Source organism: Fibrisoma montanum (assembly GCF_003583365.1).
Classification (GTDB): domain Bacteria; phylum Bacteroidota; class Bacteroidia; order Cytophagales; family Spirosomataceae; genus Fibrisoma; species Fibrisoma montanum.
On record NZ_QXED01000003.1, the window covers coordinates 175,926 to 188,051 of the forward strand.

The 12,126-nt window shown below is 57.9% G+C and carries 11 protein-coding genes; all 11 read left to right on the top strand.

Annotated features, from left to right (window positions below; all coding sequences use genetic code 11):
- Positions 1-68 precede the first annotated feature (68 nt).
- Positions 69-1,802 carry a hypothetical protein gene (locus DYU11_RS10650; RefSeq protein WP_147367916.1) on the top strand — a complete coding sequence of 578 codons (1,734 nt, stop codon included), beginning with the start codon at positions 69-71 and terminating at the stop codon, positions 1,800-1,802.
- 117 nt (positions 1,803-1,919) lie between these two features.
- Positions 1,920-2,150: a 4a-hydroxytetrahydrobiopterin dehydratase gene (locus DYU11_RS10655; protein ID WP_119667671.1), complete on the top strand. Its 231-nt coding sequence runs from the start codon at positions 1,920-1,922 to the stop codon at positions 2,148-2,150.
- A gap of 39 nt (positions 2,151-2,189) precedes the next feature.
- On the top strand, positions 2,190-2,882 hold the full coding sequence (locus tag DYU11_RS10660; RefSeq protein ID WP_119667672.1) for a ferritin-like domain-containing protein: 693 nt from the start codon (positions 2,190-2,192) through the stop codon (positions 2,880-2,882).
- A gap of 148 nt (positions 2,883-3,030) precedes the next feature.
- On the top strand, positions 3,031-3,846 hold the full coding sequence (locus DYU11_RS10665; RefSeq protein ID WP_119668289.1) for a ferritin-like domain-containing protein: 816 nt from the start codon (positions 3,031-3,033) through the stop codon (positions 3,844-3,846).
- A 136-nt stretch (positions 3,847-3,982) separates the two neighbouring features.
- Entirely contained in the window at positions 3,983-4,714 is a 732-nt protein-coding gene (gene rsmI, locus DYU11_RS10670) for a 16S rRNA (cytidine(1402)-2'-O)-methyltransferase (RefSeq protein ID WP_119667673.1), read from the top strand.
- A gap of 4 nt (positions 4,715-4,718) precedes the next feature.
- Positions 4,719-5,921 (top strand): lipoprotein N-acyltransferase Lnb domain-containing protein, encoded by a 1,203-nt coding sequence (locus tag DYU11_RS10675; protein ID WP_229365762.1) that lies wholly within the window; start codon positions 4,719-4,721, stop codon positions 5,919-5,921.
- Positions 5,922-6,009: 88 nt separating this feature from the next.
- Complete coding sequence (locus tag DYU11_RS10680; protein WP_119667675.1) at positions 6,010-6,444, top strand: response regulator; 435 nt, start codon at positions 6,010-6,012, stop codon at positions 6,442-6,444.
- 135 nt (positions 6,445-6,579) lie between these two features.
- A complete protein-coding gene (locus DYU11_RS10685; protein WP_119667676.1) occupies positions 6,580-6,912 on the top strand; it encodes a PadR family transcriptional regulator in 333 nt (110 codons plus the stop codon).
- 1 nt (position 6,913) lies between these two features.
- Positions 6,914-9,619, top strand: coding sequence for an ABC transporter permease (locus DYU11_RS10690; protein WP_229365763.1), 2,706 nt, complete (start codon positions 6,914-6,916; stop codon positions 9,617-9,619).
- A 154-nt stretch (positions 9,620-9,773) separates the two neighbouring features.
- Positions 9,774-11,072 (top strand): acetylxylan esterase, encoded by a 1,299-nt coding sequence (locus DYU11_RS10695; protein WP_119667677.1) that lies wholly within the window; start codon positions 9,774-9,776, stop codon positions 11,070-11,072.
- 34 nt (positions 11,073-11,106) lie between these two features.
- The gene (locus tag DYU11_RS10700) at positions 11,107-12,039 is read left to right on the top strand and encodes a D-2-hydroxyacid dehydrogenase (RefSeq protein WP_119667678.1); all 933 of its coding nucleotides are present in this window, start codon (positions 11,107-11,109) and stop codon (positions 12,037-12,039) included.
- Positions 12,040-12,126: the final 87 nt, after the last annotated feature.

The following is a 12,126-nucleotide window of genomic DNA, read 5'->3' on the forward strand; positions in this document are numbered from 1 at the left end:
GCATTGTCGGGCTTCTTTGGCTACTTTCGCCAGTTGAAGGGTAGCTCGCTGCGCCCTTTGTCAGTCACATGCTTATCCCGCAACACCGTTTTATCGAATGCCTTGTCCTGGTGCTGGCGTTTTTCGTCATCCTCTGGGTCGAACGCCGTAACCGGCCTTTTCCCCTGACCGAAACGACCCTGTACTACCGCGTCAACGACGTTTTGCTGCGGATAGCCCACCGGCCGCTCCGGGCCTACGGTTACCTGACCGGGTATACACTGACCATCCTGCTGCTGCTGTCGGTGGTGGCCTGGCCGCATCCCATTGCCAGCGCCGAGTTTAGCCACCAACTGGCTGCGGATACGTTTGCCCATGGCCGACTAACGAACCCGTCGCACCCGCTCTGGACATTTTTTGAAACGCACCAGATCATTTCGCAGCCGTTCTACGCGTCGAGCTTCCCCCCGGCGCAGGGCATGGTTATGGCCTTCGGTCAGGTCGTGTTTGGTTCCTCTGTGGTGGGGGTCTGGCTGACCTACGTACTGGCGGTGCTGGCCGTGTACTGGCTGCTGACGCTTTGCCTGCCGCCCGTACAGGCCCTGCTGGGGGGCTGGCTGGTGGCGTCCCATTCCACCTTTGTGCTGAGCTGGGGGCTGGCGTTCTGGGACGGGGGAGTGCCGATGCTGGGGGGCGCGCTGCTGCTGGGAGGAAGCATTGCGCTGTTGCAGCAGCCCCGCGGCCGCTACGTGTTCCTGATGGCCCTGGGGGTACTGGCGCTCTGGACCAGCCAGCCGTACGAAGGCGTGGTTTTTTCGGTGCTTCCGCTGGTCATCCTTCTCTACGTGGCTCAGCAGACGTTGTACTGGCAGGGCTTCCGGCCGCTGCAACGGTGGCTGATCGGTCTGCTGGCCTTGCTGCTGGCCATTGCCGCCCTGCCGGCCTATGACTACCAGACCACGGGCAACCCCACCAAGATGCCGTATGCCTACTACAATGCCCGCTACGAACAGGCGCGTCCCACGCTGCTGCAAAAACCCCGCCGGGAACCGGTCTATAACCGTCCGGAAATGAAACAGGTCCACAAACGGGAAAGTGCTCAGTTTTTTTACCGGCACTCGATCGAAGGCTTCTTTATCGGTACATTCCTGAAGATTAACCTGTTCGAAACGTTTTACCTCGGAGTCCTTTTTCTGATTCCGTTTCTGGTGTTCCTGATGGGTCCGCGCTCGCTTCCGGACCGGTTGTGCTACTGGAGCATACTGCTGCTGTTTGGCGCTAACCTGCTGCGGTCGTCCGAACAGCCGCAGCACCTGGCGGCCGCTACGGGTCCCCTGGCCGTGGCCGTTGGGCAGGGGCTGCTGGCGCTCTGGCAAACCGCGGGCCATCCGCTCTGGGACTATCCCTTCTGGCAGCGTCCTGGTTTTCAGGGCTGGTACCTCTGGAGCCGCCGACTCGTACTGGCCATTCTGCTGGCGTCGGTACCGGTGCTGCTGATCGAAACGGTTCGGCAGGCGTTCGGTCAGCCGCGGCAGGCGCTTCGTCAGCGGCTCGCCCACGAAGCGCACCTGACCGGTGCGGGTGGTCGCCATATTGTGCTGGTCAAATACGGCCCGAATCATCCGGTCGCCAGCGAATGGGTGTTCAACCAGGCACTTATTGATGCTCAGCCAGTTATCTGGGCCGTCGATAAAGGGGCCGTGCAGAACCAGGCGCTGCTGCGTTACTACCCCGACCGGACGGTTTGGCAGCTCCGCCCCGAGGATGATCCCGGTCGGTTGCTCAAGCTCAGCGCGTCGGCCAATCAATCGGCCCGCCGGTGAACGGCCCGGTTCGGTACGGGCTTCCGGCACCTTCGTTTTCGGGCAATTGACGGGCTGGGTTAAACACTTCCGGCCATCAGGGGGTTGTACCCGTGATAACCCAATGAACAGCGCCCTATGTGGCAGGAACAGGACAACCAGCTCACCCGCAGTTTTACGTTTACCGACTTTAATGAGGCCTTCGGGTTCATGTGCCGTGTGGCCCTCATTGCGGAAAAAATGGATCACCATCCGTGGTGGTCCAACGTGTATAATCAGGTAACCATCCGGCTCTCAACCCACGACGCCGGCAATCGGGTGACCGAAAAAGACCGGGTGCTGGCCGCGGCTATTGATGATTTACTATAACAGACACAGTTTCACCAACTACTTAACGTTTATTCAACTATGCTCAAAGTAATGATTGACTCCGTCGCCTGCAACGGTAAAGTAGGCCGGCGTTGGTTCATGCAGGTAGTGGGCGTTACATCGGCGGCTACGGGCCTGACCGCTTGTGACACTTTGCTCGATGACGAAAATCCCTACGTTGGTGGGGTGCAGCTCGGCCGCGATGATGTAGGGGTACTGAACTACGCCTACGCTCTCGAACAACTGGAAGCGGCTTTTTACACCCAGATGCTCACGACGCCTTATGCCGGCATTACTCCGGAAGAAACGCAGTTGCTCACCGACATTCGCGACCACGAGATTATTCACCGGGAATTTCTGCGGACGGCCCTCGCCGGCGATGCAATCGAAAGTCTGGAATTAAACTTCGGCTCGCTGAACTTCGGCGACCGCGCGGCTATTCTGGCCGCGGCCCGGCAGTTTGAGAACACGGGTGTCGCGGCTTATAACGGAGCCGGTAAGCTGTTGAAAAATCCGGATTTCCTGACGCTGGCGGGTAAGATTGTGTCCGTGGAAGCGCGGCACGCGGCTCTGATCGCCGATTTGCTGCAACCCCGGACGACTTACTTCGCTTCCGATGAGGTAGTGGCTTTTAATGGGCTGGAAATCGTTCAGACACCCGCGCAGGTGCTGTCGGCGGTTCGGCCGTACACGGGTACGGTGGTCAACGGGGATCTGTTGCCCACTACGTAGGTAGCGAGTATACGATTTACCGGCCTCTGTTTTCGGCTGCCGGAGACTAGCAGGGAACGAAACGCCGGGGCTTGACCTATTGTACACCGAACTCAACAAATCGAGTACAGTGATCCGTGTACTGTACATTCTTAAAAATCTGCAAATTATGAATCTGAAAGCAATTCTCTCTGATATAGAAACCATTGATCCGGAAGCCTGTGAGCGGCTGAACCATGCCGCCGGCCGCACTTCACGCCGGAACCTGTTCCGGCTGGGTACCAAAGCGGCTGTTGCGGCCGTACCCCTGGCATTTGGCGCCAGCCTCAAAACGGCCTATGGGCAAACCAGCAACGCGGCTGCCATTCTGGAGATTCTGAACTTCGCCCTTACGCTCGAATACCTGGAGGATTCGTTCTATAAAGCCGCGCTGGCGGCTCCCGGCCTGATTCCCGCGGGCGACCGGGCCGTTTTTCAGCTGATCAGTACCCACGAGGAGCGGCACGTCAGCTTTATCGAGACTGCCATCCGGACGGCGGGCGGTACGACCGTGACGCGGCCCCGACTGGACCCAACGGCCAAAGGCGCTTATCCGAACGTACTGTCCAACTACCAGACGTTTCTGACCGTTGCGCAGGCACTGGAAGATACCGGCGTGCGGGCCTACAAAGGGCAGGCGGCTAACCTCATCAGCAACGACGACGTACTGCAGGCGGCTCTGCAGATTCACTCGGTAGAGGCCCGTCACGCGGCCGAAGTACGCCGGATCCGTGGGCAGAAACCCTGGGCCACGTCGACGAATAACCCGGCGACCATCGCGGCCGTGTACGAGGGTGAAGGTAACGTTACCCAGGGTGGGGTGAACGTGGGCAGCCTGCAGGTGTCGGGCATTACGCTGGGGGCATCGGCCGCCGGCGACGCCTTCGACGAACCCCTGACGCGGGCGCAGGTACTGGCCATCGCTACACCGTTTATCGGGGCGTAGTGGAACTGGTTTTTGGTATACGGTTTTCAGGGTTTGGTTTGCTGGGTATGGTTCCGGGGCTATGGCCACGGCCCACGACCGGACATCAAAGTCTGAAAACCGAAAACCGTATACCGAAAACCTGTTAACTTGCTGAATGAAATTATACCTCGTCCCGACGCCCATCGGGAATCTTGACGATATTACACTCCGGGCCATTAAGGTACTCCAGCAGGTCGATGCGATCCTCGCCGAAGACACGCGTACGTCGGGCGTGCTCCTGCGGCACCTGAACATCAGCAAACCGCTGCACAGTTACCATATTTTCAATGAGCACCAGACGGTTCAGCGGCTGGTCGATCAGCTTAAGGGCGGTAAAACCCTGGCGCTGGTGTCCGATGCCGGAACGCCCGGCATTTCCGATCCCGGCTTTCTGCTGGTGCGCGAGTGCATCCGCCACGCCATTCCCGTCGAATGCCTGCCCGGTCCGACCGCGTTCGTACCGGCCCTGGTCAACTCCGGCCTCCCTGCCGATCGCTTTACGTTTGAAGGATTCCTGCCCCATAAAAAAGGGCGGCAAACCCGCCTGGCCGAACTGGCCGACGAAGAGCGGACCATGGTTCTCTACGAATCGCCCCACCGGCTGCTCAAGACCCTGCAGCAACTGGCCGATGTTCTCAGCCCCGACCGGCCGGCCAGCGTTTCCCGCGAGCTGACGAAGCTTTTTGAGGAGACTGTACGCGGGCCATTGTCCGAACTTATTGCTTATTTTGCAGAAAAAACGCCAAAAGGTGAACTGGTTATCTGTGTTCAGGGCAAAGCGCCCGAAAAGGGGAAAGGCCGAAAGGAGCGGGGAGGTAGAGCCGACGAAGCTGACGAAGACGAGTAAACCAGTGGCCGTCAGCCGATTTTTCAGCCTGGTATTGCTCGTTGGATTGTTCATTGCTCACCTGTTTCCAGCTCAGGCTCAGTCGTACCCTCAGATCAGTCTGCTCACGTTTGGGCCGGGCGAAGAGCTATACGCGTCATTCGGGCACACGGCTATTCGGGTTTACGACCCCGTGCGCGGGCAGGACATGACCTACGGCTGGGGCGGATTCCGCTTTTCCGAAAATAACTTTTACGTGAAGTTTCTGCGCGGTACCCTTCCGTACTACATCGACGCTTACGAGATGAATCTGATGGTGTATGCGTACCAAACCGAAAACCGCACCATCCGCGAGCAGATACTCAATTTGTCGCCTACCCAGACGCAGCAACTGCTCCAGGTACTGGAAACGAACATGCGGCCCGAAAACCGGACGTACCAGTATAAATTCTTCTACGACAACTGTGCTACTCGTCCGCGCGATGTGATTTCACAGGCCTGTGGCGACAGCCTGACCATTCCATCCCGGTCAGTAAGCACCGGTAAATCGTACCGGGACTGGATGAATGATTACCTGGGCGAACAGCCCTGGGCTCAACTGGGCATGAATCTGGCCATTGGTCGCCCCGCCGATGTGATAACGACCGGATGGCAGGCCATGTACCTGCCTACTAACGTGCACGATCAGTTTGCACACGCAACCATCCGGCAGGCCGACGGCCGCGTGGCGCCGGCTGTTGCGCAGGATCGGATGGTGTTCCAGGCCGCCAGAACATTCAGAAAAGAAGTGCCGTTCATCTTCGATCCGAATGTAGTGTTTGCCCTGCTGACCATTGCCGTGAGCGTGTTCAGCATTCGGCGCTACCGCGACGGAAAGCTTGATCGCTGGCTCGACCGGCTGCTGTTCGGGGTATCGGGGTTTCTGGGCTGGTTTCTGTTCCTGCTCTGGGTCGGTACGGATCACGGCGTTACGGCCTGGAACCCAACACTGCTCTGGCTCATGCCCCTCCATCTGCCCCTGATCTACTGGGCAACCGGACCAACCTCGACTACCGCCCGCCGACGGACGTATTTTCTGGTGACGGCCGGGCTGATCGTGACCGGACTGATTGTATCGAACGTACCGGGCGGGGCCGATACGCTGTTCGGGCTCATGCTGCTGATCCGCTGCCTGCTGAACGCGCAGATGGCTGGCCGCCCCGAACGGGCTGTAGCGCGGGTAGCGTGATGGCTGTCCGTACATAGAATTAAAGGGTATGGGGTAACAACCTGTAGGGTTTAAGGTTGTAAGGAAAATACAACCGATAGACGAATACATGGAAGAAATGAGTCCCATCATCTTCATCGATGATGATGAAGATGACCACGTACTGTTAAAACCAATCTGGCAGAGTGTAGCCCCTGAAAACCCGCTGCTGGTCTTTACCAACGGCGAAGAAGCCCTCGACTACCTCCGCAGCACTGACCAGCGCCCCTTCCTGATTGTCGCTGAGGTTAATCTGCAGCTGATGAACGGGCTGGAACTGCGCCGGCAGATTGAACAGGATCCGGTGCTTCGCCGGAAAGCCATACCGTTTATATTTTTCACCCATCCCGTTCACCAGCAGATGGTTGAGGAAGCCTACCAACTGACCATCCAGGGCTTTTTCGAAAAACAGCAGAACGTAGAACAGATGCGCCAGCAGCTGCAGGCTATCGTGAACTACTGGAAGGCGTGTCTGCATCCCAACCGGTTCCCGGACGATCACTGATTTTTGCCGAATCGTACGGCACCGGTTCCGGCCACTCCGCCATGGCGGGGGAGTCCCACCCAAATTAAAAATTTAATTACATTTTGTATGTATAATGGCTTTATTATACATACATTTACGCAATTAACATCGGAGATGAAAGGAACAAACCTCGGTGAGTTCGAAGAACTGGTGATGCTGACCGTCGCTGCGTTGCCGGACGACGCCTACAGCGTGGCGATCTGCGACGAGCTTTCGAATCAAACGGGCCGGTCGGTGAAGCTGGGGGTGGTGCATTCGGTACTCAACCGGCTCGAAGAGAAAGGATTCGTAAAAAGCCAGCTGGGTGAAGCAACCAGGGCCCGTGGCGGAAAGCGCAAACGATTCTATCAACTCACCGCACCGGGAAAAGCCGCTCTGGTCCGTGCCAAGTCAATGCGCGATGACCTGTGGGGCCGGATCCCATCGCTTGTCTGGAAAAACGGGTAGCATGAACGAGCAACGACAACCCCAGCCGCCCCGGTGGGCACAGCGATTTATAGCGTGGTATTGCAGGCCCGAGCTGGCAGAAGACCTGATTGGCGACCTCAATGAATACTTTGAACGGAACGTACAAGCCATCGGACCGCGTCGGGCAAAGCTGATTTACAGCATCGACGCCATCAAGTTTTTCAGACGGTATACCGTACGTACCCCATCGGCTGTCCCCTTTTTTATCAACTGGATCATGATCGGAAGCTACATCAAAACCGCCAGACGCAGCTTGCTGCACAATAAGCTGTTCTCGTCAATTAACATCATTGGCCTTGCGGTCAGTATGTCCGTCGGGTTGCTGCTGATCGCGTTCGTGTTTGATCTGCGTTCGTACGACCGGTTCCATAAAAACGGGGAGCGGATCTACCGCGTCACCAGCGTACTGACCTCAACGGGTGACCGGGGCAAGTATGCAACCACATCCCCAAAGGCCGGAAAGCTGATCCGGGCGAATGTGTCCGGCGTTGACGAGGTGGCGACCGTACGCAGCGACTTCGCGCAGGATGCCAGGGTTGGCGATGCCATTGTGCCCATCAAGGGCTACTGGGCAGAACCGTCGCTGCTCAGGATACTTACCTTTCCCATGCTGGAAGGTAATCCCGAAACGGCGCTGCGGGAGCCATACTCGGTTGTGCTCACCGAAACGGCCGCTAAAAAGCTGTTCGGCACCGAATCCGCGCTCGGCAGGGCGATCCTGTTCGATACACTCGCCTACCGGGTAACCGGCATCCTGAAGGACGTGCCTTTCTTTTCGCACATCAGTTTCGAAGCGCTGGTATCGCTGTCGACGGCGGAGCAGCTCAGCCGGAACGACCCGACCGTGGGAAAATGGACAAGCATAGGGGCTAATTTTGTGTACCTCCGGTTGCGGGAAAATGTCGACCGGGCGTCAATTCAGGCGCAGCTCGACGCCATTGCCCGGGAGGAAAACCGCGCTGAAACCAATACGAAGCTTCAGCTCGAACTTCTGCCGTTGCATTCGATCGTAGTTGGTGAGACTCTCCGGCAATCGGAGGGCGGGCCTGGTTCCACAGGGCCCCACATGCCCCCGGTTGTGCTTTGGATACTCAGCGGGCTGGCACTCGTCGTGATCTTATCGGCGTGTTTCAACTACGCCAACCTGTCGATGGCCCGGGCCATGCGCCGTTTCAAGGAGATAGGCCTTCGCAAAGCGATCGGTGCCGGAAAACGTCAGGTATGGCAGCAGTTTCTGGTGGAAGCGGTCATGATCTCGCTGGCCGCCCTTCTGCTTTCCTTCGTCATCTTTCTGGTGTTGCGGCCGCAGTTGATAAATCTGGCTCCGGAGATGCAGCGCACGGTGAAGCTCGAACTGACGCCGTCGATGGTTATCGCCTTCATCGCTTTTTCGGTCACCGTGGGGGTAATTGCCGGTTTCATGCCGGCCCTGTTCTTTTCGAAAGTGAGCGCGATCAATGCCCTCCGCAATGTGTCCACCCTGACGGCCATGCGCGGTCCAACTGCATCACAGGCGAACTGGTCGGTGAATGTGTTCAGATACGCCACCGTCCGGCGAGCGCTGGTGGTGATTCAATACACGCTTACCCTGATCTTTATCACAACCACCGCCGTTGGTTATGTGCAGTATAAAAACATCCTGGCCTTCGACCTCGGATTTACTACCGAAAATATCCTGAACATTGATACGCAGGGGAATAAACCGGATGCGCTGCTGAAGGAACTGGCCGAGCTGCCGGAAGTCACGGCGCTGTCCCGGTCGTTGATCATCACCAGCGTCGGGAATGCCTGGGGTGGTTTTATGAAGTACAACAATTCGCAGGACTCGGTTCTGGTCATGACCAACCACGTCGACGAAAACTACCTGCCTCTCCACGACTACAAGCTCATTGCGGGGGGGAACTTTAAGGCACGACCCACAACGGCTGAAGCCGCCACCGAGGTGATCGTTAACCAGCAATTCCTGAAACGGTTTAACATTGGTAACAACGACCCCAGCCAGGCCATTGGGGAACAGGTTACATTCAGTAGTTTCCGGGTACGTAATCGCCGGATGACCATCGTCGGCGTCATGAGGGATTTTCACTACGGCAAAGTCGACAACCTCGTCGGGCCGGTAGCCTTCATGCCCTGGACACCGGACGACAGAGCCGTCGTCAATGCCAGGCTGCAAAGCACCGATATGCCGGCGACCATGGCCAAGATTGCGTCCGTATGGAAGACGATTGATCGGGTGCATCCGCTCCGGGCCAAGTTCTATAACCAGGAGATCGAAGAGGCCTACAGTGATTTTTCAACCATGATCAAGATCATTGGCTTTTTGTCATTTCTGGCCATTTCGATCGCATCAATGGGACTGTTTGGTATGGTGGTATACACTACCGAAACCAGGCTCAAAGAGATCAGCATCCGCAAAGTGATGGGTGCTGGCTCCGCCAGCCTTGTTTTCCTGCTGAGCCGTAGTTTTCTCGTGCTGCTGTCACTATCGGCACTGATCGCGCTGCCCGTAACGTACCTGTTTTTCGAAACCGTTGTGCTCAAAAATTTCCCCTATCATACGCCCGTGCAGATCGCCGAACTGGTTGTCGGCTTGCTGGCGGTTTTGCTCATCGCTTTCGTCATGATCGGGTCGCAGACGATCAAGGCAACGAGACAGAATCCGGCAGACGTCCTCAGGAGCCAGTAGACGCTGTGCGGTCGGCTGGTTTTCGGCAGAACGACCCGGCACGGATCAGGCAAGGCGGTACGTTTGTTCCGGTCCGTTGATTTTGGCCGTTCATAAGTAGAAACACGATCAGCTTGTCATTTATGGGCAGTAGGCTAAAACCACCTGCACGCCCATGAAAAAAACGCTGTCCGTCTGTTTTCTTATTACCTGGCTGCCCCTGAGTACCCTGCTGGCTCAACCGGTCGAGCGGCTTGTTAAACTGATCATCACCCCCGACCACGCCGACTGGACGTACCGGATTGGCGAACCGGCCCGCTTTACCATCCAGGCGTATCAGAACAGCGTACCACTCAAAGGAGCCCGGCTGCGGTATGAAATCGGACCGGAGAAAATGCCCCCCACCAAAACCGAAACCATTACCCTCAAAGACACGCCCGTATCGGTCGATGCCGGTACCATGCGGACGGCCGGATTTCTGCGCTGCGTGGCTACGGTGGACGTAGACGGAAAAGAATACCGGAATCTGACCACGGCGGCTTTTGAGCCGGAGAAAATACAGCCCACCGTTGCCAACCCGGCCGATTTCAAGGCGTTCTGGGACAAGGCCAAAGAGGATCTGGCCAAACTGCCCATCGACGCCCGGATGACGCTGTTGCCCGAGCGGTGCACGGAAAATACCAACGTCTACCACCTGAACCTTCAGAATATTGATAACTCGCGGTTCTACGGAATTTTATGCGTGCCCAAAAAAGAAGGCAAATACCCGGCCATTCTGCGGGTGCCGGGCGCGGGCGTTCGGCCTTACGGGGGCATGATCGCCGAGGCCGACAAAGGGTTTATTACGCTCGAAGTGGGTATTCACGGCGTACCGGTCAACATTGACCCGGGCGTCTATCTCGACCTGAGCCGGGGGCCGCTGCGGAACTACCAGCAGGCTAACCTCGACGACCGCGACCGGTACTACTACAAGCGGGTGTACCTTGGCTGCGTCCGGGCGGTAGATTACCTGGCCAGCATGCCGCAGTTCGATGGGCAGAACCTCGCCGTAACGGGCGGAAGCCAGGGGGGCGCCCTGTCTATCATCACGGCCGCGCTCGATCCGCGGATCAAATGGCTGGGGGCCTATTACCCGGCCCTCTGCGACGTAACGGGCTACCTGAACAACCGCGCCGGGGGCTGGCCGCATCTGTTCGCCGGGACTAACCTGGAGCTGAACAACAAACCGGATAAAATTAAAACAACGGGCTACTACGATGTTGTTAACTTCGCCCGGCTGGTGAACGTACCGGGCTACTACTCGTGGGGCTTCAACGACGAAACCTGCCCCCCGACGTCCATGTACGCGGCCTATAACGTCATACCGGGTAAGAAAACCCTTGAGCTCTTCCGGGACACCGGCCACTGGACGTATCCCGAGCAAACCGAAAAGCTGATGACCTGGCTGACGGCCCAGTTGAAAGGCGGTCGGTAGAACAAGCCGCCCGTTCCGAAGTTACCACTATTGTATGCTGATCTTTGTTTATACCCGCCTGAACGATACGACCCGCGCTGCTATCCGGCAGCAGGTGTCGGCCTTCGCCGACGTACAGTTCCGCTCCGAACTGCCCGAGCATGAGCTGGAGTCCACCTTTGAACGGGCCGACGTAGTGATGGGGAATGTCCCCCCGGCCTGGGTTGCCCGTGCGCCCCAAACCCTGCAGTTCTGGCAGCTCGACTCGGCCGGATTCGATGGGTACCAGAACCTCCGGCTGTCCGTGCCGGTAGCCAACATGGGCGATTTTTTCGCCTGGCCCTGCGCCGAAACCATCGTCGCCGGCATCATCGGTCTCTACCGGCATATCCACGAACTGGCCGTGCTGCAGCACCAGCGGAACTGGGTAGGGGTACCTATCCGGTACAAGCTGGGGCTGCTGCGCCGGAAACGGGTCGTCATTCTCGGAACGGGCGCCATTGGGCAGGCCGTGCGAACCATGCTGACCGGCTTTGAGTGCGAGGTGAACATGCTCGCCCGCACAGACCCCCGGGCGGAACTGCATTCGGTTGACGAACTGAAAGCGATCTTACCCCAGACCGACCTGGTCATCAATACCTTGCCCGGTACGGCCAAAGGGTTTTTCTCGGCCGACCTGATTCGGGCCATGCCCGCCGACGGCGTCTACGCCAACATTGGCCGGGGCAGCACCACCGACGAGCCCGCGTTGATCGAGGCCCTGCAACAGGGTCGGCTGGGCGGGGCCGTGCTGGACGTAACGGCCACGGAGCCCCTGCCGGCCGATAGTCCGCTCTGGGCGATGCCGAACGTGATCCTGACGCAGCATACCGGGGGCGGACAGCAAACGGAAGACGAAGGTAAGGCCGCTCAGTTCCTGCGCAACCTGCACCGATTCCGGAATGGAGAACCGCTGGAGAATCCGATTGATCTGTCGAAAGGGTATTAAGCACGAAGGGCAGAAGCAATAGCGGTACGTATAGGAGATGGGTGTGCTATACTTGTATTAGGGTATGTTTGGGGAAAAACAGCCCGT

Bases quoted from the DNA above. Each gene is read 5' to 3' on its own strand.
- DYU11_RS10700 (WP_119667678.1), top strand. From the start codon at position 11,107: ATGCTGATCTTTGTTTATACCCGCCTGAACGATACGACCCGCGCTGCT.
- DYU11_RS10685 (WP_119667676.1), top strand. From the start codon at position 6,580: ATGAAAGGAACAAACCTCGGTGAGTTCGAAGAACTGGTGATGCTGACC.
- rsmI (WP_119667673.1), top strand. From the start codon at position 3,983: ATGAAATTATACCTCGTCCCGACGCCCATCGGGAATCTTGACGATATT.
- DYU11_RS10695 (WP_119667677.1), top strand. From the start codon at position 9,774: ATGAAAAAAACGCTGTCCGTCTGTTTTCTTATTACCTGGCTGCCCCTG.
- DYU11_RS10655 (WP_119667671.1), top strand. From the start codon at position 1,920: ATGTGGCAGGAACAGGACAACCAGCTCACCCGCAGTTTTACGTTTACC.
- DYU11_RS10660 (WP_119667672.1), top strand. From the start codon at position 2,190: ATGCTCAAAGTAATGATTGACTCCGTCGCCTGCAACGGTAAAGTAGGC.
- DYU11_RS10650 (WP_147367916.1), top strand. From the start codon at position 69: ATGCTTATCCCGCAACACCGTTTTATCGAATGCCTTGTCCTGGTGCTG.
- DYU11_RS10665 (WP_119668289.1), top strand. From the start codon at position 3,031: ATGAATCTGAAAGCAATTCTCTCTGATATAGAAACCATTGATCCGGAA.
- DYU11_RS10680 (WP_119667675.1), top strand. From the start codon at position 6,010: ATGGAAGAAATGAGTCCCATCATCTTCATCGATGATGATGAAGATGAC.
- DYU11_RS10690 (WP_229365763.1), top strand. From the start codon at position 6,914: ATGAACGAGCAACGACAACCCCAGCCGCCCCGGTGGGCACAGCGATTT.